The 18,789-nt window shown below is 65.1% G+C and carries 18 protein-coding genes; 11 read left to right on the top strand and 7 right to left on the bottom strand.

Annotated elements, in window-relative coordinates; translation table 11 throughout:
• Position 1: 1 nt before the first annotated feature.
• Together AB7008_RS17580 and AB7008_RS17575 are read right to left on the bottom strand one after the other, a co-directional pair.
• Positions 2 to 715 (bottom strand): peptidoglycan-binding domain-containing protein, encoded by a 714-nt coding sequence (locus AB7008_RS17580; RefSeq protein ID WP_028159700.1) that lies wholly within the window; start codon positions 713 to 715, stop codon positions 2 to 4.
• A complete protein-coding gene (locus AB7008_RS17575; protein WP_304493414.1) occupies positions 708 to 2,579 on the bottom strand; it encodes a PAS domain-containing sensor histidine kinase in 1,872 nt (623 codons plus the stop codon). The genes AB7008_RS17580 and AB7008_RS17575 overlap by 8 nt, the downstream gene beginning before the upstream one ends.
• Positions 2,580 to 2,987: 408 nt before the next feature.
• On the opposite strand from AB7008_RS17575, the gene AB7008_RS17570 reads away from it, so the two are divergent.
• Positions 2,988 to 3,413, top strand: coding sequence for a DUF5330 domain-containing protein (locus AB7008_RS17570; protein ID WP_014496751.1), 426 nt, complete (start codon positions 2,988 to 2,990; stop codon positions 3,411 to 3,413).
• Between the two features lie 68 nt (positions 3,414 to 3,481).
• Positions 3,482 to 3,910, top strand: coding sequence for a SufE family protein (locus tag AB7008_RS17565; RefSeq protein ID WP_028159702.1), 429 nt, complete (start codon positions 3,482 to 3,484; stop codon positions 3,908 to 3,910).
• A 5-nt stretch (positions 3,911 to 3,915) separates the two neighbouring features.
• Here the strand turns inward: AB7008_RS17565 and AB7008_RS17560 are convergent, their stop codons facing one another.
• Together AB7008_RS17560 and AB7008_RS17555 are read right to left on the bottom strand one after the other, a co-directional pair.
• Positions 3,916 to 4,332, bottom strand: a complete 417-nt coding sequence (locus tag AB7008_RS17560) for a MucR family transcriptional regulator (RefSeq protein WP_028159703.1) — start codon at positions 4,330 to 4,332, stop codon at positions 3,916 to 3,918.
• Between the two features lie 158 nt (positions 4,333 to 4,490).
• Positions 4,491 to 5,360, bottom strand: a complete 870-nt coding sequence (locus tag AB7008_RS17555; RefSeq protein WP_304493412.1) for a DUF308 domain-containing protein — start codon at positions 5,358 to 5,360, stop codon at positions 4,491 to 4,493.
• A 312-nt stretch (positions 5,361 to 5,672) separates the two neighbouring features.
• Between AB7008_RS17555 and AB7008_RS17550 the strand changes: the two genes are divergently transcribed.
• Both AB7008_RS17550 and AB7008_RS17545 read left to right on the top strand, forming a co-directional pair.
• On the top strand, positions 5,673 to 7,322 hold the full coding sequence (locus AB7008_RS17550; RefSeq protein ID WP_304493411.1) for a glycosyltransferase family 39 protein: 1,650 nt from the start codon (positions 5,673 to 5,675) through the stop codon (positions 7,320 to 7,322).
• 137 nt (positions 7,323 to 7,459) lie between these two features.
• Positions 7,460 to 8,239, top strand: coding sequence for a class II aldolase/adducin family protein (locus tag AB7008_RS17545; protein ID WP_028153549.1), 780 nt, complete (start codon positions 7,460 to 7,462; stop codon positions 8,237 to 8,239).
• 370 nt (positions 8,240 to 8,609) lie between these two features.
• Here AB7008_RS17545 and AB7008_RS17540 read toward each other — a convergent pair whose 3' ends face one another.
• The 3 genes from AB7008_RS17540 to AB7008_RS17530 form a co-directional block, all read right to left on the bottom strand.
• A complete protein-coding gene (locus AB7008_RS17540) occupies positions 8,610 to 10,004 on the bottom strand; it encodes a M20/M25/M40 family metallo-hydrolase (RefSeq protein ID WP_038942569.1) in 1,395 nt (464 codons plus the stop codon).
• Between the two features lie 24 nt (positions 10,005 to 10,028).
• Positions 10,029 to 11,312, bottom strand: a complete 1,284-nt coding sequence (locus AB7008_RS17535) for a glycosyltransferase family 87 protein (protein WP_304493410.1) — start codon at positions 11,310 to 11,312, stop codon at positions 10,029 to 10,031.
• 338 nt (positions 11,313 to 11,650) lie between these two features.
• The gene (locus AB7008_RS17530) at positions 11,651 to 13,276 is read right to left on the bottom strand and encodes a helicase HerA-like domain-containing protein (protein WP_028159708.1); all 1,626 of its coding nucleotides are present in this window, start codon (positions 13,274 to 13,276) and stop codon (positions 11,651 to 11,653) included.
• 348 nt (positions 13,277 to 13,624) lie between these two features.
• Here AB7008_RS17530 and AB7008_RS17525 point away from each other — a divergent pair, with 348 nt between their 5' ends.
• The 7 genes from AB7008_RS17525 to AB7008_RS17495 all read left to right on the top strand — a co-directional run bounded on the left by AB7008_RS17525 (position 13,625) and on the right by AB7008_RS17495 (position 18,786).
• Positions 13,625 to 13,990 (top strand): hypothetical protein, encoded by a 366-nt coding sequence (locus AB7008_RS17525; RefSeq protein WP_014496760.1) that lies wholly within the window; start codon positions 13,625 to 13,627, stop codon positions 13,988 to 13,990.
• Between the two features lie 24 nt (positions 13,991 to 14,014).
• Positions 14,015 to 14,422 (top strand): DUF4332 domain-containing protein, encoded by a 408-nt coding sequence (locus AB7008_RS17520; protein ID WP_014496761.1) that lies wholly within the window; start codon positions 14,015 to 14,017, stop codon positions 14,420 to 14,422.
• A gap of 231 nt (positions 14,423 to 14,653) precedes the next feature.
• A complete protein-coding gene (folP, locus tag AB7008_RS17515; RefSeq protein WP_304493409.1) occupies positions 14,654 to 15,514 on the top strand; it encodes a dihydropteroate synthase in 861 nt (286 codons plus the stop codon).
• The gene (folB, locus tag AB7008_RS17510) at positions 15,511 to 15,879 is read left to right on the top strand and encodes a dihydroneopterin aldolase (protein ID WP_008553485.1); all 369 of its coding nucleotides are present in this window, start codon (positions 15,511 to 15,513) and stop codon (positions 15,877 to 15,879) included. Before folP ends, folB begins: the two co-directional genes overlap by 4 nt.
• Before the next feature lies 1 nt (position 15,880).
• Positions 15,881 to 16,372: a 2-amino-4-hydroxy-6-hydroxymethyldihydropteridine diphosphokinase gene (folK, locus tag AB7008_RS17505; protein WP_028159710.1), complete on the top strand. Its 492-nt coding sequence runs from the start codon at positions 15,881 to 15,883 to the stop codon at positions 16,370 to 16,372.
• Positions 16,373 to 16,453: 81 nt separating this feature from the next.
• Positions 16,454 to 18,325: a methylmalonyl-CoA mutase family protein gene (locus AB7008_RS17500; protein ID WP_304493408.1), complete on the top strand. Its 1,872-nt coding sequence runs from the start codon at positions 16,454 to 16,456 to the stop codon at positions 18,323 to 18,325.
• A complete protein-coding gene (locus AB7008_RS17495) occupies positions 18,322 to 18,786 on the top strand; it encodes a GFA family protein (protein ID WP_028159712.1) in 465 nt (154 codons plus the stop codon). The genes AB7008_RS17500 and AB7008_RS17495 overlap by 4 nt, the downstream gene beginning before the upstream one ends.
• Positions 18,787 to 18,789: the final 3 nt, after the last annotated feature.

Below are 18,789 nucleotides of genomic sequence, written 5' to 3'. Positions count from 1 at the left end.
CTTATTCGACCGGGTGGCCTATCGCGGCCGCGAGCTCGCGCAGCAGGCGGTCGGACACCTGACCCGTCACCTGCATCTTGTGCTCGCGCTCGAATTTCTGGATGGCGGACTGCGTCTCAGCGCCCATCGTGCCCGTGATCTTCAAATTGCCATAGCCGTACTCGGACAGCGCGCGCTGCACGCCGGCGATACGCCGCGCGGCCGGGCTCTGCGCCACGGGAATAGGCGCCGGCGGCCGCGCGATGGCGACGGAAGGCGGCGCCGACGTCGTTTGCTTGACCAGATTGGTCATCGGATCGCTCGCGCGCGGCGTCGATGCCGTCGCGTCGACGGGCTTCTCCGGGGCCTTCTCGGCGGCGCGCTCGGCAGGTTTGGGCTCGGCGCGAAACTCCGTCGCTCTCGGCTCCAGCGGCGAGGTATCGGCGCCGACCGGACGCGGACGCGGCAACGGGTTCGACAGCGGCACGGACGACGGCGCGGGAAGATTGATCACGGTGCCGAACATCGGCGCCGGATGCCGGCCAGTCTGAAGGAACAGCGCGTTGGCAACGATCGCGCTGACCGCGGCGACGGCGACGAGACCGGCCAGCGTGTCCTTGGGACTGTGCAGCAGGATGCGCATCGCAAGATTGCGCTCGGTCTCGACATCGATGACTGCGGCCTTGGCGCCACGGCGGCGCGGAGCGGCATCGTCCTTGGCAGACTTCTTAGGCACTTTTCTTCACCAGAGCGGGTTGGTCGTGAGATTGATCCTGAAGCTCCTGGCGCGGCACCGGCGTCAGCGTCGCGATCTTGCTCTCGGCCGCCATCCTATCGGACGTCTTGGCCTGCGGCGGCGCGTAGACGAGCGGCAATCTGACGGTGACGGAGGTGCCTTCGCCGAGCCTGCTTTGTACAGTCAATTCGCCGAGATGCAACGCCACCAGACTCTTCACGATCGAAAGTCCGAGACCCGTGCCTTCGTGACGGCGCTGATAGGTCTTTCCGGCCTGGAAGAACGGCGCGCCGATGCGCTTGAGATCATCCGCCGCAATGCCGACACCGGTGTCGCTGATGCGCAGCGCGAGCTGCGATCCGGACACCGCGGCCGATACGGTGACCTGACCACCGCGCTCGGTGAACTTGATGGCGTTGGCGACGAGATTGAGCACGATCTGCTTGAACGCGCGCGGATCGCCGGTCATGACAGGCAGGTCCTGCGGCGCATCGGTGATGAGGTCGATGCCGTTCTCCCGCGCCTTCAGCGCCAGCAGATTGCAGCAATGCATCAGCGAGGCGCGCGGCGCGAACGGTTCCGACGCAATCTCGAAATTGCCCGATTCCATCTTGGACATGTCGAGGATGCCGTTGACGACCGACAGCAGATGCTGGCCGGAATCGTTGATGAGCTGGGCATATTCCTTGCGCTGGGCCGCACCCAGCATCAGGGTCTGCTCCTGCGCGATCATCTCGGAGAAGCCGATGATGGCGTTGAGCGGCGTGCGCAGCTCGTGGCTCATCGTGGCGAGGAAGCGCGTCTTGGCGGCATCGGCCGCTTCCGCGGCGCTGCGGGCCTGATCGAGCGCCTGCTCCGCGAGCTTGCGATCGGTGACGTCGCGCATCACGCCGACGACTTCCGCCTCGGGCGTCGAGTCACTGTCGATATCCTGGCGGCCCATGTCCTGATCGAGCGGGCGGCAGCGCATCTCGACCCAGATGAAATCGACCTGGCCGCGCTCCGATCCGGCAGGCTCCCGCCGCAGCCGGAACTCGACGCTGCGCACGTCGCCGCGCGCGGCATCGGACAGCGCGGTGAGATAGGCCGGACGATCGGCGACATGGACGCGGTCGAACAGGCCGTGGCCGAGCAGCTGCGCGACGGGCATGCCGAGCATGGCTTCCACCGCCGGCGAGATGAACTGCACCGCGCCGTTGCGCCGATGCCGCGAGATGACGTCGCTCATGTTGCGCGCCAGCAGGCGATAGCGCTCTTCCTCGCGCAACAGCAGCGCAACGCTGGTGCGCGCGAGCGATTCCGCACCGAAGGCGAGGCCCGCCGCATAGAGCGTCGCCGAGGCGACGCCGAACGCCATCAGCACGCCGCGTTCTGCGGCGCTGGCGTCTCCAGCCGGCAGCCAGCCGAGCTGGCCGGCAAGGATCAGGACGCCGGCGCAGGACAGCGCAAGCAGGGAGGCGAAGGCCGCGACACGGCGCGAGGCCGACAGCGCGGCTTCCAGGGGAACCACGACCAGCCAGATCGCGGCGAATGATTCGATGCCGCCGGTGGTGCCGGCAACCGCCATGATCAGGCCGGAGAGCGCCAGCGACGACAGCACGTGGGCGCCTTCATAGCGGCCGGTGCGCGACAGGAACCATGACAGGAGAATGGGGGCGATCAGCCACGCGAAGGCGGCGACCTCGATCGCGCTCGGCGCGCCGCGCGTGGCGAGATAGACCGGGAATGCGGCAAACGCGGCGAGGCTGCCGAGCAGCCGCGGCGCCATGAAGGCACGATGGCGCGCTCGCGTCAGCGCGTCGTAACGCGCGGAGGGATGCAGCAGTGCATCGAGACAATCGCGGATGATACTCAAAACTGTCACGGGTCTCGCGCTTCGGCCCACTCGTCGAGAAGACGCGCCGGAACGCCTCCTTATCGTTGAGCCACCGTGTCAGAGCGACCTTAAACGAGTGCTAAGGCAATGCGGCCCGCCGCCGGACACCGTGTCATCGCGGACATTTTTAGGCGATTTGACCACGTCATCATCGGGGATGGTGAACACAGGGTTTCACCATCGCCCGCATGGTTTCGAATTGGTGGACAAGCGGCGCCAGAGGAATCACAGGCTCCGGCGTCAATCGAAAATTTACGACGTGGCGGTTCGGGAAGATTCTTGCTTAGATTTTCCGCGAATTAAGCGGAAGGCAATCACTTGCGATTTATCGAGAGTTGCTAGGTCCGACGCCTCGCGGGCATCGCCGCGGCGGGATCTAACATACAGGTCGATAAGATGCGCTTTCTGCTCCGCATCACATTCTGGCTCGGGCTGGTGCTGGTGCTCCTGCCGCGGGACAAGACGCCCGAATCGGAGAAGCTGCCGCAGATCGGCGCCGCCGATGCGGTGCAGGCTGCGACCGCGGCCGTCTCCGACGTGACCCAGTTCTGCAAGCGCCAGCCGGCGGCCTGCGAGGTCGGCGGCCAGGCCGCGACCATCATCGGCCAGCGCGCACAGGACGGCGCGAAGAAGATCTACCAGATCATCAACGACAAGAAAGAGCAGCTCGAGAAGACCGACAAGAAAGCGCCCGATCATACCGGCTCGATCGCGATGGCCGGCGAAGGCGATGCCGCCTCAAGCGAGGCGCCGCGCGACACCCTGAGCCAGGACGACCTCGCGCTGGAGTGGCGGGGGCCCGTGGCGGCGCAGGCGAATTAGCGCCCAAACCCTATCGATTTCGCGTCCTCGCATCCTTATATTGGCCTGAACGGGAACATTGGGCCAGCATGACGACGATCGACGAAATCAGGGATAATTTCGAGCTTCTGGACGAGTGGGACGACCGCTACCGGTACGTGATCGAGCTCGGCCGCACCCTGGAACCGATGCCCGAGTCCGAGCATTCGGCCGAGAACAAGGTGAATGGCTGCGTCAGCCAGGTCTGGCTCCAGAAGCTGGTCGATCGCGATGGCGGCGCGCCGATCCTGAAATATCGCGGCGACAGTGACGCCCACATCGTGCGCGGGCTGGTCGCGATCGTGCTCTCGCTTTACTCCGGCCGCACGCCGCAGCAGATCCTTGCGACCGACGCGATCGCGGTGTTCGACGAGTTCGGCTTTCGCGATCATCTGACGCCGCAGCGTTCCAACGGCCTGCGCTCGATGGTCGAGCGCATCAAGACCGACGCGAAAGAGGCGCTCGCGGAAGCCACCTGAAGCGGTTATTTCCGCTTCCGCTGCTGCTGTCCCAATCCCATCTGCTTTGCCAGTTGCGAGCGCGCCACCGCGTAGTTCGGCGCGACCATGGGATAGTCGGCCGGCAGGCCCCATTTCTCGCGATATTGCTCCGGCGTCATGTTGTACTGGGTGCGCAGATGGCGCTTCAGCGACTTGAAGCGCTTGCCGTCTTCCAGACAGACCAGGTAGTCCGGCGCGATCGACTTCTTCAGCGACACGGCCGGCTTGGCCGGCTCGAGCGGCGCCGTCTCGGCGCGGCCTGACGAGACGCGCACCAGGGCGCCATGCACCTGGCTGATCAGGTTCGGAATGTCGGCCGCCGGCGTCGGGTTGTTGCCGACATAGGCGGACACGATGCTCGCCGTCAGCTCGATGAAATTCTTAGCCCCGTTATCCGACATGGGCCCGACCTTTCCCTGACCTTGCGTCTCGCCGGATTGACGACGCCAAAGTATTCCGTGTCAACAATACGTTCGGCCGAAATAAGACGACTGACGAATATGAGCTGATTACTGACGAAGTGACAAGAACGATGGCTTTCTACTTGGCCGCGGCGGTCTCACGACCGCTGGTCGAGATGGGCACGCAGTTCGTCGATCGAGGCGAAGCGCATCATGCCTTCCGGCATCTGCGCTTCGATCGAGCCGTCGGAATAGAGCGAATAGGCCATGCCGTCGACGATACCCGATTTGAGCACGGTCACGGGCGCCTGCTCGACCGCCGGCGCCGGTTCGGGTGGAGGCGGCGGCGGGCCGGGCTCGGCAAAGGGCGGCGGCGAGCGCGGTGGCGGGCGACGCCCGGCGGCCGGCGGTTCCGGTGGCCGCATACGGTCCGGCCTCGGCCATGCATCGTCGAAGCTCGCCGGCTGACTCTCCGGGGCGGCCGGTTCCGTGGGTTCGTCATGAGGCCGCGGCGGCAAGCTCTCTGTCGCCTTCGCCTCCGCGCGCTCGCGCTCCTTGCGGGAGGACGATGCGAACAACAGGTTGCGGCGGCGCGGCGCTTCCGGAGCCGCAGGCGGTGTCGGGGCTTCCGGCTCCGGCGGCGGCTCGGCGCGCGGACGCTCGCGCGCGGCGGCCTCGCTCTGCCACGGCGGCAGACCCGCGGCCGGTGGCGGCGGTGGCTCGGTTTTCGTCGCAGGTGCCGGGAACGGCTCGGACACAGGCGCGCCAGGCACCGCGAGGCCCGGCAGCACGGGCCTGACCCGAACCTCGCCCGGCGCGGCCGATCCGGCCAGCCGGCGGGCGATGCCCTTCAGTTCCACGACCACGACGTGGAGGCCGGCCAGTAACATTCCGGAGCAGACGCCAATGGTGCCGGCGATTATGAGGGTGCTGCCGAGGCTGAACTCCCTGACGGTGAAGCCGAACAGGATCGTAAGGAGGCCCGCCAGGACGGCGAAAATCCCCACAATCAACAATGCCAAGCTCATCGAACTCACCCCTGGTCGCGCAGCCATGCGCGACACCCGTTACGGCACGATACCGTCATACGGTGTTCCACGCCAACGGCGAATTAGAGCCTGCGTTCCTAAAGGGAAGGATATCAGGGACTTATTCACATTCCCTTCAGCTACCGCCGGCTACTTCTAAGCTGCTCTCATGGTTCCGGATTTGCTGCGTCGCATCAGGATTTTAGCCATAATGCCCAATTACTTGGTAATGGAACTGCGCTATAGGGATTCCGGGGAAGTGGCCCGCGGGCACCAGCAGGGCCAAGAGGGGATTCCGGGTCACCAATAGCCATGACATCCATCACGACTTCGGCGATCGACACGCCTCTGCGGCGCTCGGTTGAACGGACTTGCGACGATCTCGCCATGCTGGTGCTGGCTGCGGTCGCCGTCATTGCAGGCTTGACCTTCCGCGACTACGGACTCGGCTGGGACGATTACACCCACGCCGAATATGCCGACCTGTTGCTGCGCATGTTCGGTTCCGGCTTCAAGGATACCGCGGCGCTCTCCTTCGCGAATCTCTACATGTATGGCGGCGGCTTCGACATGGTCGCGGCTCTCCTGCACAAGGTCATTCCGCTCGAGCTGTTCGAGACGCGACGCCTGCTCGGCGCCATGGTCGGCGTGATCGGGCTTGCGGTGACGTGGCGGCTCGGCCGCCGCATCGGCGGGCCCCTTGCCGGTCTTGCCGCACTCCTGCTGCTCGCGCTCTGCCCGATCTTCTACGGCCACATGTTCATGAACCCGAAGGATGCGCCCTTCGCGGTGGCCATGATCATCCTGATGCTCGGCCTCGTCCGCCTCGCCGAGGAATATCCGCAGCCGTCGCCGCGCACGATCCTGGTCGTCGGCCTGGGTGCCGGCCTCTCGCTCGGCTGCCGCGTCCTCGGCGGCCTTGCGCTGGTCTACGCCATGATCGGCTTCATGCCGCTGTTCCTGGAGGAGCTGCGCACCGAAGGCGCCCGCGAAGCAGCCCGCCGCTTCGCCCATGTCGTCTATGTGCTGCTGCCCGGCCTCGTGTTCGGCTATCTCGTGATGGGCCTGATCTGGCCCTGGTCGATCATGGAGCCCGGCAATCCCTTCGAGGCCCTGACCTATTTCTCGCACTTCTTCGAGAAGCCCTGGAAGGAGATGTTCGACGGCGCGATCGTGTCCGTGCCCGACATGCCCTGGTCCTATCTGCCGACGCTGTTCGCGCTGCAGCTTCCCGAGGTGATGCTGGTGCTGATGGGCGGCGCCGTGGTCAGCACCTTCGCGATGCTGCCGCGCCGCGAGGTTCCGGCCCGCCGCAAGACCATCCTCTTGATGCTGACGCTGGCGGCGACCCTGCCGCTGGCGATCGCGATGGTGAAGCGCCCGGCGCTGTACAACGGCATCCGCCACTTCGTCTTCGTGATCCCGCCGATGGCGGTGCTCGGCGGCGTCGCCTTTGCCTGGGCCATGGAGCGCCTGCGCACCAACCACCGCACCTGGCAGCCGGTCGTGCTCGCGACCTTCTGCTTCGGCCTCGCGCTCTCGCTGGCCGAGATGATCCGGCTGCATCCCTATCAGTACACGCACTTCAACCACATCGCCGGCACCGTGCGCGGCGCCGACGACCGCTTCATGCTGGACTATTGGGGCCTTGCGCTGAAGCAGGCCTCGGACGAACTGCGCGAGCAGATCGTCGAGCGGCAGGAAGTGGCGCCGGGCAACCGCAAATGGAAGGTCGCGGTATGCGGTCCGCAGCGCCCGGCCCAGGTGGCGCTCGGACCCGACTTCACCATCGGCTGGGATTCCAACGCGGCCGATTTCGCGATGACGCTCGGCGAGTTCTACTGCAAGGGCCTCACCGCGCCCGTGTTGGTCGAGATCAAGCGCGACGACGTGGTGTTCGCCCGCGTCTACGATATCCGCGGCCGCAGCATTTCCAGCCTGCTGTCGATCCCGGCGCCGTAATATTCTTCTCCGGGACCTTTCATTTCGCTTCGCTCCATGCGGGCTACGCGTGGCTGCTGCGATTTGACCGCCTTGCCGCGAGCCTCACCCGCGACTACGCTCCCTCTCCGCAACAACGATGTTCGGAGAGATAAGCCATGTCGCCAGCGGAAGCGCGCCTGAAGGAAGTACCGTCGAACATGACGGAGGCGGAGTGGCAGCAACGGGTCAATCTCGCCGCCTGCTACCGCCTCGTCTCGCTGTACGGCTGGGACGATCTGGTCGACACCCACATTTCGGCGCGCGTGCCCGGCCCCGACCATCATTTCCTCATCAACCCCTACGGACTGATGTTCGACGAGATCACGGCATCGAGCCTCGTCAAGGTCGACCTACACGGCAACCAGCTCTCCGAGAGCGAGTACAGCATCAACCCGGCCGGCTTCACCATCCATTCGGCGATCCACGAGGTGCGCGAGGACGCGATCTGCGTGCTGCACCTCCACACGCTCGACGGCACCGCGGTGTCGAGCAGCGCGGAAGGGCTGCTGCCGCTGAACCAGACCGCCCAGCTCGTCACCCACGACCTCGCCTATCACGACTATGAAGGCATCGCGCTCGACCACGACGAGCGGCCGCGGCTGCAAAAGGACCTCGGCGACCACAACCACATGCTGCTGCGAAACCACGGCACGCTGACGGTCGGCCGGTCGGTCGCCTCCGCGTTCGAGCGCATGTACCATCTCGAGCGCGCCTGCTCGATGCAGGTGCGAACGCGCGCGCTCGGCACGCCGGTCTATCCGGTCGAGGAGATTGCGATCGAGAAGAACACCGAGCTGCTCGCCAACCGCGACCGCGCCGAGCTCCGCGCCACCAACCTGGTCTGGCCGCCGCTGCTGCGCAAGCTCGACCGCGAGCTTCCGGGCTACCGGTCTTGAGATTTTCGAGGTTTCGTGTAGGGTAGCGTTCAACGAACCTCTACGCCTTTTGGAATGAAACGCCGCCCAATTCCGGGCGGCGTTTTTATTTGGCAGCGGTCGTCAGAATACCATCACCGTCACCCTGAGGTGCTCGCCGCTTCGGCGAGCCTCGAAGGGCGACGGCCCGGCTGCATTGGGGCCCTGCATCCTTCGAGGCTCCCCGTGAAGCGCGTTGCGCTCGACGGCTCGCACCTCAGGATGACGGGAGACGCAGTTCGGTCATTGCCAGTTTCGTAGGGTGGGCAAAGCGAAGCGTGCCCACGTCTTCTATCGCGAGCCGGGATGGAAGGTGGGCACGCTGCGCTTTGCCCACCCTACGGCACCGCGCCTATTTCACGTCCGCGAGCGCCGCGAGGATCCGCGCCCAGGAGCGGATGCCCTTCTGGAAGCTGCGGAGGTCGTATTTCTCGTTGGGCGAATGGATGTTGTCGTCGTCCAATCCGAAGCCGACCAGCAGCGAGTCGAGTCCAAGCGTCCGCTTGAAATCGGCGACGATCGGGATCGAGGCGCCCGAGCCCATCAGCACGGTCTCCTTGCCCCACTCCTCGGTCAGCGCCTTGCTGGCGGCGGCGAGCGGTTTCATGTTCCAGTCGAGCGCCACCGCGGGCGCGGCGGAATGATCGCCGAACTCGACCTTGCAGTCGCCCGGAAGCCGCGCCGTCACGTAGTCGCGAAAAGCCTTGCGGATCTTTTGGGGATCCTGCCCTTCGACCAGGCGGAACGAGACCTTCGCCGAGGCATGCGACGGGATCACCGTCTTGGAGCCTTCGCCGATATAGCCGCCCCAGATGCCGTTGACGTCGCAGGTCGGACGCGATGAGGCCTGCTCGATCAGCAGCCGGCCCTTCTCGCCGGCGGGGATCGACAGACCGATCGGCTTGAGGAACATCTCCGGCGTGAGGTTGAGCTTCTTCCACTGCTCCAGGATATCGGGCGGCAGATCCTTCACGCCGTCATAGAAGCCGGGGATGGTGATGCGGTTGTCGTCGTCGAACAGGCCGCCCAGGATTTTCGTCAGCACCCGGATCGGATTCATCGCGCTGCCGCCGAACACGCCGGAATGCAAATCGCGATTGGCGGCGGTGATCTTCAGCTCTTCATAGAGCAGGCCGCGCAGCGACGTCGTGATCGCCGGCGTGTTGCGGTCCCACATGCCGGTGTCGCAGACCAGCACGTAATCCGCTTTGAATTCGTCCTTGTTGGCCTCGATGAACGGCACGAAATTCTTGGAGCCGACCTCCTCCTCGCCTTCGATCAGGAAGGTGATGTCGATCGGCAGCGAGCCCGTCACTTTCTTCCAGGCGCGACAGGCCTCGACGAAAGTCATGACCTGGCCCTTGTCGTCCTCGGCACCGCGCGCGACGATGATCTTGCGGCCGTCGGCGTGGTCGGTGACGACAGGCTCGAACGGCGGACGGTGCCACAGATCGAGCGGATCGACCGGCTGCACGTCGTAATGGCCGTAGAAAATCACATGCGGACGTCCGCCCGCCCCGGTCTTGCCGACGATGGCGGGATGGCCGGCGGTCGGGCGCACTTCAGTGGCGACACCGAGGCTCGCGATGTCCTTGGCGAGATGCTCGGCCGCGGCCTTGCAGTCGGCGGCAAAAGCCGGATCCGCAGAGATCGACTTGATCCGCAACAGCGAGAACAGACGCTCCAGGCTGTTGTCGAAATCCTTGTCGATGTGATCGAGCACCGATTGAAGCTGCGCATTGGCCATGGTCGTATTCCTGACTTTTGAGTCTCAAGAGGTACCGGGTTTTAGCGCTGCCGCCGCCTCGGAGCCAGCCGCAACCGGCGGATGCCGGATGTGCCATGCGAGCGCAACGGCAAGAATGGCGGTCGCGACAAGGTTATTGCCCCAGGCCTGGATGACATTGGGAAACCACGGCAGCGACAGCAGCATGAGGATGCCGGCGGCGCCCAGCGCGAGCCAGGTTCCCAGCCGCACATTCGGTCGCGCGTCGAAGGCGGCGCGATGCATCAGCACCGTCATCGGGAAGAACAGCCACATGAAGTAGTATTGCCGCGCCAGCGGCGATGCCACCGTCATCAGGCAGAACAGGATGCCGAGTTCCTCCGCATCAGAGCGCACCGTTCGCCGCGCTTGCGACGGCATCACCGCGAGGAAGCCGAGCCCGAGCAACGCCGACAACGCCAGCACGATCAAGTTCGCCGTCTTGTAGTCGACGTCGATGACATTCATCGTGCGCGGCGGCTTGTTGGGATCTTCCTGATTGTAGTTGATCGGCCGGACCAGACGGTGCGTGACGGCAATGAGGGACTGGTTGACCCACGACCAGTTCTGCTCGTCGCGCTGGCCAAAGCCCTTTTCCGAGCTCGTGCCGACCATGCCCTGGTACCAGGTCTTGAGCTCGGCCGCGTTGCGCTCGAAGCCGCGGATCGGTGCCGGCACGACATAGAGGAGGATGCCGGCGAAAGCGACCGTCGCGACGACGGCCGCCCAATTCCTGCGCCAAATCAGATAGGGCAGCACCGCGATCGGAAACACCTTGATGGCGGAAGCGAGCGCGAACAGGAAGCCCGCGAGCCAGGACCGTTGACGCTGCAACAGCCAGAAGCCCCACAGCATCATCGCCAGCAGGACAAGGTTCGGCTGGCCGAGGTCGAACATGTCGAACACGAAGGTCACGGTGACCATGGCCGGCAGCGCTTCCAGCCATGGGCCCGGCTTGCGGCCCGATCCCGTCATGGCATTGGAGAATACGCCCGTGTACCACCATGCCGCCATGTTCAGGATCGACAGCACGACGTAGAGCGCGATCTTGCCGAACCAACTCGGGATCGCGAGCAGGATCGCGGGCAGCGGCGGATAGATGAACTCGAAATACTCGCCGATCTTGTCGGGATAGAGCGGTCCACCGTGCAGCACCTGCTGCCCGGCCCAGTACCACAGCCCATAATCCTTGGTCTTGCCGTGGCCGAAGATCTCGGGAACGAGCACGTCGGCGGTCAGGAGGACGCAGCAGAGCAGGAAGAGCAGATCGAGCGGCGCGCGCAGCGACAAGGCTCTGTGCGGGCCGAGTTTGTCTGATAGATTCGGTGATGTCACATTATGTCCCGTCGGCAACAAATAGCACGTAGCAGACCGACGGACGCTTGGAGAACCCCCTTCACCTGAAATTATGGTGTTCGGCCTCGCCCGGGGTGCGGGTAATCGCATCCAAATACTCGCGAGATTTCGTCATGCCCGGGCTTGTCCCGCCTGCGCGGCCGAAGCCGCTTCGGCGAGGCGAAGGCCCGGGCATCCACGTTGTTCGAGCTGCAACTAAGGGGTCGATGGCCGGGACAAGGCCCGGCCATGACGCGGTGGAGGCTCTAGTGCCTTAAACCCGGCTTCTCTGCCTAACGACGCAGCAGCCCGCCGAGCGCGCCGCGCACCAGGGTGCGGCCGATCGAGCCACCGAGCTGGCCGGCGACCGACTTGCCGAGATTGGCCGCCATCCCTCCGATCACCTGGTTGGTGACCGATCGCGTCACGTCGCGCGCGATGACCTGGCCCGCCGACAGGCGGCCGCGCTTGACGTTGGTGCCGAAGATGGTGCCGACCATCGAGCCGATCTGGCCGAGGATGCCGCCGCCACCTCCGTCGGCCGCGCCGGCATCGGCAGTCGCGGCCGTGCCGGCAATCCGCTTCTGGATCATCTCGTAGGCGGATTCGGCATCGACAGCGGTGTCGTATTTGCCCTTCACCGGGCTCGCATCCATGATCGCCTTGCGCTCTTCCGGCGTGATCGATCCGATGCGGGCCGATGGCGGCCGGATCATGACACGCTCGACCATCGTCGGCGTGCCGTTGCCTTCGAGGAAGGACACCAGCGCCTCGCCCTTGCCGAGCTCCATGATCACCTTGGCGGTGTCGAGCTTCGGGTTGGGCCGGAAGGTCTGGGCCGCGGCGGCGACCGCCTTCTGGTCGCGCGGAGTGAAGGCACGCAGCGCATGCTGCACACGATTGCCCAATTGCCCGAGCACGCGGTCGGGCACATCGATGGGGTTTTGCGTCACGAAATAGACGCCGACGCCCTTGGACCGGATCAAACGCACCACCTGCTCGATCTTGTCCATCAACGCCTTCGGCGCGTCGTTGAACAACAGATGTGCCTCGTCGAAGAAGAACACCAGCTTCGGCTTCGGCAGATCGCCGGCCTCGGGCAGCTCCTCGAACAATTCTGACAGCATCCACAGCAGGAATGTCGCGTAAAGCCGTGGACTCTGCAGCAGCTTGTCGGCAACAAGGATGTTGACCATGCCGCGGCCGTCGCGGTCGGTCTTCATGAAGTCCTTCAGCGTCAGCGCCGGCTCACCGAAGAATTTGGTGCCGCCCTGGTTCTCCAGCACCAGCAGCTGGCGCTGGATTGTGCCGACAGTGGCCTTGGTGACGTTGCCAAAACCCTGGGCCTCCTTCTTGATGTCGGCAAGCGGGCTTTCCTCGGCGTCCGCCCCCTTCTTGCCGGCATCCGGCACGATGGCATCGAGCAGCGCGCGCAGATCCTTCATGTCGATGAGAGTGAGCCCGTTGTCGTCGGCGACGCGGAAGGCGACGTTGAGCACGCCTTCCTGCACGTCGTTCAGGTCGAGCATGCGCGCGAGCAGAAGCGGCCCCATCTCCGTGACGGTCGCCCGCACCGGATGGCCCTGTTCGCCGAACACGTCCCAGAACACCGTCGAGAACTGGTCCGGTTGAAACGTCAGGCCCATCTCGGTGGCGCGCTTGACGATGAAATCCTTGGCCTCGCCAACCTCGGAGATGCCGGAGAGGTCACCCTTGATGTCGGCCGCGAAGACCGGAACGCCGGCGCGCGCAAATCCTTCTGCCATGACTTGCAGCGATACCGTCTTACCGGTTCCGGTAGCACCCGTGACGAGACCGTGGCGATTGGCGAGCGCGAGCGTCAGCCATGCCTGCTCGTCTCCCTTGCCGACGAAAATCTTGTCGTCGGTGTCGCCGAGCTTGCTGTCCTGTGCGGTCATGCTTCTCTCTGATCTCTCTGCCGTGTTTCGCGTATTGAAACTCGATGCGCCTGTTCCGTAGTTTAACGCATGTCGCGCGCGGATTAAAACCGTTCAACGCGCCCCGAGCATGCGACATTGTCGGAAACTTACCGGCGACATCAGCCGAAAGTAGGAATGACGCGTTCGCACCGCGGCAATTTCTTGCAAGAATCCAGCTCCGCTCTTGCATCGCGGCAACACTTTTTGCGCCTTCGAGGGTGAATCGGAACGTTGCGTGCGTTCATCGCTTGTATTTCACATCGTGCCGGATCAAGATCATTTCGGAAGCAATACTCCGGCATACAAACCGGTTGAGGGGCGGGCCTTATGGACGAGCTGATCGGGCGGCTGGCGTCGAACGCCAGCATAGATAGTGCTGTGGCTGAAAAGACCGTCGGCATTATCCTGGGCTTCCTCCGCAGCGAAGGTCCTTCCGAGAACGTCGAAGCACTAATCGATCGGATTCCCGGTGCGGAAGCGGCGATCGAGGCGTCCAGGAGCGGCGGCGGACTGTCGCGGCTGATGGGCGGCGGCCTGATGGCCGTCGGCACGCGCCTGATGGGCCTGGGACTTGGCATGTCCGAGATTCAAAGCGTTGCCCGTGAACTTTTCCGCTACGGCCGAGACAAAATCGGAGCTGATCAGATGGGTAAGATCATCGCGGGGACGCCGGGCCTCAGCCAGTTCGCCTGAGCGACGCTTTTCATATCGAGCATCATGACATATCCGATCTCCGAGATTGAGGGTCTGCCGGCCTTTGCCGCCAACAAGTTGAAGGCGCATGGAATCCGCACGACCGACGCGCTGCTCGAGGCGGCCTCGACCGTGAAGGGCCGCAAGGCGCTCGCCGCCAAGACCGGCATCAGCGAGCAGCAGCTGCTGGAATGGGCCAACGTCTCCGACTACATGCGCATTCCCGGGATGGGCCGGGCCAAGGTCGGCCTCGTCCGCGCTGCCGGCGTCACCACCGTGCGCGAGCTCGCCTATCGGAATCCAGCACGGCTCGCCCAGAGCATGCGGGAAGCCAACGAGAAGAAGAAGCTCGTCCGCGTCCTGCCCTCGGAAAAATCGGTCGGCGACATCATCGCCAAGGCGAAGAAGCTGCCGCCGAAGATCACGTATTAGGGCATCTCCCTCGGCATACGACCTGCCGCGTTAGCTCTCGGTGTCATACCCCGCGAAGGCGGGGTATCCAATACGCCGCGGCTCCTCCGTATCACCGCACGGCCTCGGAATACTGGATGGCCCGCTTTCGCGGGCAATGACAGCGGAGGCGATCGATGCTCCGCGAGCACATCGACATTCGCTCCCAATCCCACCTTGAATCCCCCCTCCCCGACCGCTAAAGCGGGCCGCATGAATGCCTCGCCCTCCCCATCCGTCCCGCCGGCCGGCTCGGCCGGGCCCGACGTGCTGCGGACGCTGCTGGAGCGGCCGATTCCGGCAGTGATGGGCGTGCTCAACGTCACCCCGGATTCCTTCTCCGATGGTGGTGAGTTCATCGCGCCCGAGCTGGCGCTTGCGCGGGCGCGGGCAATGATCGAGGCCGGCGTCGACATCATCGACATCGGTGCCGAGTCGACCCGGCCCTACACGGGCGCCCGGCCAGTGACGACGGCAGACGAGCTGGCCCGGCTGAAGCCGGTGCTGTCAGGCGTGGTGGCGCTCGGCGTCCCCGTATCGATCGACAGCATGAAGGCCGAAGTCGTGGCCTTTGCGCTCGACCAGGGCGCTGCGATCGCCAACGACGTCTGGGGCCTGCAGCGCGACACCGGCATGGCGCAGCTCATCGCCGCGCGCGGCGTCCCCGTCATCGTCATGCATAACCGCGAGACGGTCGATTCCGACATCGACATCGTCGCGGACATGAAGGCGTTCTTCCTGCGCTCGCTCGATATCGCCGCCAAGGCCGGCATCGCGCGCGAAAAAATAGTGCTCGATCCCGGCATCGGCTTCGGCAAGACGGCCGAGCAGAGCATGACCGCGCTGGCGCGGCTGCGCGAATTCGACATATTCGACCTGCCGATCCTCGTTGGTGCCTCGCGAAAACGCTTCATCGCCTCGGTGTCGCCCTCGGAGCCGAAAGAACGGCTCGCCGGCTCGATCGCCGCGCATCTGATCGCCGCACAGCGCGGCGCCAAGATCATCCGCACCCACGACGTCGCCGAGACCTTGCAGGCCCTGCGGGTCGCGAACGCAATCGAGAGCAAGCAATGACCGATACGATCTTCGTCACCGGCCTGTCGATCCACGCCCGCCACGGCGTGATGGATCACGAGACCGAAGTCGGCCAGCGCTTCGTCATCGATCTCGAGCTCTATACCGATTTGTCGGAGCCGTCGCGCAGCGACCGGCTCGCCGACACGGTGTCCTACGCCGAAGTCGTGGCGACCACGACGGCGGCGTTCAAGAATACAAATTACAAGCTGCTGGAGCGGGCGGCCGGCGCGGTCGCCGATGCCATCCTGTCGCACTTCCCGCGCATCCGCGCCGTGAAGATCACCGTGCACAAGCCGCATGCGCCGATCGCCGCGATCTTCGACGACGTCGGCATCATGCTGACGCGCTCGCGGCATCCCTGACATGGCGAGCGTCCTCATTGCACTCGGCGGCAATGTCGGCGATGTCCGTGCGACGTTTGGGAAGGCGATCGCGCACATCTGCGGCATGACGCAGGGCGTGCTGATCGCGCGCTCCTCGGACTATGCGACGCCGCCCTGGGGCGATGAGGACCAGGATCCCTTCATCAATGCCTGCGTCGAGATCGAGACCAGCCTCGATCCGCATGCGCTCCTGTTCGTGATGCAGAAGGTTGAGCAGAAATTCGGCCGCACACGGAACAAGGAGCGGCAATGGGGCCCACGCACGCTCGATCTCGACATGATCGCCTATGACGATGTCAGCATGCAGAAGCCCGACCTGACCTTGCCGCATCCGCGCCTGTTCGAGCGCGCCTTCGTGCTGGTGCCGCTGGCCGAAATCGCGCCCGACCGCGTGATCTCGGGCATTCGTGTGCGTGACGGGCTTGCCAGCGTCTCGACGCAAGGCATTGAGCGGCTTCCGGATACCGGTTAACCAAAAACAACCGTTTGCAGCGACGGCCGGCCGTGGCAATTTCGCCTGCGAACGACAAGATTTTTGGGAGCCCTTCGCCGCATGACCTCCGTGACTGACGACCTGCCGCTGGCGGCGGATTTCCCCAAGGCGACCGTCGACGACTGGCGCAAGCTGGTCGACGGCGTGCTGAAGGGCGCGCCGTTCGAGAAGCTGGTCGGCAAGACTTATGACGGCCTCAAGATCGACCCGCTCTATCCGCGCGCCAAGGGCGTTGCGCCCGTGGTGGGACGGCCTGCCGCCGCGCCGTGGCAGATCATGCAGCGGATCGACCATCCCGATGCGGTGGCCGCGAATGCGCAGGCACTGACCGATCTCGAAAACGGCGCGACCGGCCTCGCGCTGGTGTTCGCCGGCGGCAGTGGCGCTCACGGGTTCGGGCTGGAACCTTCGGCCGATGCGGTCGCCAAGGTCTTCAAGGATATTCATCTCGATGCCGGCATCGGCATCGAGCTCCAGATCGGTCCGCAATCGCGGATGGCGGCGATCCATGTCGCGGAATATGTGAAGAGCAACGGCCTCGATCCCGCCGCCTGCAACATCCGCTTCGGGCTCGATCCGCTTGCGGCCGGCGCGGTGTGGGGTCACAGCCCCTACACATGGGACGAGATCGTTCCGGCCGTCACCGGCGCCATCAAGGGTCTCGCCGCGCTCGGCTTCAAGGGACCGTTCGCGTCCGCCGACGGGCGCGTGATCCACGATGCCGGCGGCTCCGAGGTGCAGGAGCTCGCGTTCGTGCTCGCCTGCGGCGTCGCCTATCTGCGCGCAATCGAGGGCGCCGGCGTTCCGCTGGAGCAGGCGCAGGAAATGATCTATGCGCGGCTCGCCGCGGATGCCGACCAGTTCCTGACCATGGCAAAATTCCGCGCGCTACGGCTGCTCTGGGCGCGCATCGAGCAGGCCAGCGGGCTGACGCCGAAGCCGTTGTTCATCGCCGCCGATACCGCCTGGCGCATGCTGACGCAGCGCGATCCCTACGTGAACATGCTGCGCGCGACCATCGCGACATTCGCGGCCGGGCTGGCCGGCGCCAACGCGATCACCGTGCTGCCGCATACGCTGGCGCTCGGGCTGCCTGATCCATTCGCACGGCGCGTGGCGCGCAATACGCAAGCCCTGTTGCTGGAAGAAAGCAACCTCGCCAAGGTCAGCGATCCCGCTGCCGGCGCAGGCGGCATCGAGACATTGACGGCGCAGCTTTGCGAGGCCGCGTGGGCGCTGTTCCAGGAGAGCGAGAAAGCCGGCGGCGCCTTCGCCGCGCTTCAGCAAGGCCTGTTCCAGGGCAAGGTCGCGGCCGCGCGAAAAGCGCGGGACGCCAACATCGCCAAGCGCCGCGACGTGCTGACAGGCGCCAGCGAGTTTCCCAACCTGCATGAGAGCGAGACCGCGGTGCTGAAAGCGACGCCGGTCGCGCTCGCGCCCTATGGCGAGCAGAAGTACAAGTTCGACGCGCTGCCGCCGATCCGGCTTGCGGAACCGTTCGAGGCGTTGCGCGACAAATCCGATGCGGCGCTGAAGGCGCGCGGTGCGCGGCCAAAGGTGTTTCTGGCCAATCTCGGCACGCCCGCCGATTTCACGGCGCGGGCGACCTTTGCCAAGAGCTTGTTCGAGGCCGGCGGCATCCAGGCCGTCGACAGCGAGGGCTTTGCCGATCCGGCCAAATTGGCCGCCGCCTTCAAGGCCTCCGGCGCCGAGCTTGCCTGTCTTTGTTCCAGCGACAAGGTCTATGCGGAACACGCCGACGCCGCGGCGAAGGCCCTGCAAACGGCCGGCGCGCGACATATCTATCTGGCAGGCCGTCCGACTGATGCCGAGGCGGCACTCCGTGCGGCCGGCGTCACGGGCTTTGTCTTCGCCGGAGGCGATGCGCTTGCGACACTGCAAGACGCCTACCGACGGATGGAGCAGGCATGAGCGAAGCGGGCAAACCAGTTTTCACCGGCGGCTGCCAATGCGGCGCGGTGCGCTTTGCGGTTTCGGCGACCCCCAACCGGGTTTCGATCTGCCACTGCCGAATGTGCCAGAAGGCGAGCGGCGCGCCGTTCGCGTCCTTCGCCGACATCAACCGGACGGATTTCACCTGGACCAAGGGGCGGCCGTCGTTCTTCCGCTCCTCCTCGATCGCCGATCGCGGCTATTGCGCCGCCTGCGGCACGCCGCTGAGCTTTGGCCGCATCGACGGCGACCGGATCGAGATCATGACCGGCGCCTTCGACCGGCCCGACCAGATCATACCGGCGCGACAGTTCGGCACCGAGTCCCGTCTCGGCTGGGTGGTCGGCATCGCCAATTTGCCGAGCCAGACCACGCAACAGAATTACGGACCGGAGAAGATGGCGACCATCGTCAGCCATCAGCATCCGGATCATGATTGAGGC

Origin of the sequence: Bradyrhizobium sp. 521_C7_N1_3, assembly GCF_052075975.1 — a bacterium.
GTDB lineage: Bacteria > Pseudomonadota > Alphaproteobacteria > Rhizobiales > Xanthobacteraceae > Bradyrhizobium > Bradyrhizobium japonicum.
This window is presented reverse-complemented; position numbering and strand designations above follow the sequence as displayed.

What these genes read in the sequence shown, in the direction of transcription:
- AB7008_RS17570 (WP_014496751.1), top strand. Translation starts at nt 2,988, where the DNA reads ATGCGCTTTCTGCTCCGCATCACATTCTGGCTCGGGCTGGTGCTGGTG.
- AB7008_RS17565 (WP_028159702.1), top strand. Translation starts at nt 3,482, where the DNA reads ATGACGACGATCGACGAAATCAGGGATAATTTCGAGCTTCTGGACGAG.
- AB7008_RS17560 (WP_028159703.1), bottom strand. Translation starts at nt 4,332, where the DNA reads ATGTCGGATAACGGGGCTAAGAATTTCATCGAGCTGACGGCGAGCATC.
- AB7008_RS17555 (WP_304493412.1), bottom strand. Translation starts at nt 5,360, where the DNA reads ATGAGCTTGGCATTGTTGATTGTGGGGATTTTCGCCGTCCTGGCGGGC.
- AB7008_RS17550 (WP_304493411.1), top strand. Translation starts at nt 5,673, where the DNA reads ATGACATCCATCACGACTTCGGCGATCGACACGCCTCTGCGGCGCTCG.
- AB7008_RS17545 (WP_028153549.1), top strand. Translation starts at nt 7,460, where the DNA reads ATGTCGCCAGCGGAAGCGCGCCTGAAGGAAGTACCGTCGAACATGACG.
- AB7008_RS17540 (WP_038942569.1), bottom strand. Translation starts at nt 10,004, where the DNA reads ATGGCCAATGCGCAGCTTCAATCGGTGCTCGATCACATCGACAAGGAT.
- AB7008_RS17530 (WP_028159708.1), bottom strand. Translation starts at nt 13,276, where the DNA reads ATGACCGCACAGGACAGCAAGCTCGGCGACACCGACGACAAGATTTTC.
- AB7008_RS17525 (WP_014496760.1), top strand. Translation starts at nt 13,625, where the DNA reads ATGGACGAGCTGATCGGGCGGCTGGCGTCGAACGCCAGCATAGATAGT.
- AB7008_RS17520 (WP_014496761.1), top strand. Translation starts at nt 14,015, where the DNA reads ATGACATATCCGATCTCCGAGATTGAGGGTCTGCCGGCCTTTGCCGCC.
- folP (WP_304493409.1), top strand. Translation starts at nt 14,654, where the DNA reads ATGAATGCCTCGCCCTCCCCATCCGTCCCGCCGGCCGGCTCGGCCGGG.
- folB (WP_008553485.1), top strand. Translation starts at nt 15,511, where the DNA reads ATGACCGATACGATCTTCGTCACCGGCCTGTCGATCCACGCCCGCCAC.
- folK (WP_028159710.1), top strand. Translation starts at nt 15,881, where the DNA reads ATGGCGAGCGTCCTCATTGCACTCGGCGGCAATGTCGGCGATGTCCGT.
- AB7008_RS17500 (WP_304493408.1), top strand. Translation starts at nt 16,454, where the DNA reads ATGACCTCCGTGACTGACGACCTGCCGCTGGCGGCGGATTTCCCCAAG.
- AB7008_RS17495 (WP_028159712.1), top strand. Translation starts at nt 18,322, where the DNA reads ATGAGCGAAGCGGGCAAACCAGTTTTCACCGGCGGCTGCCAATGCGGC.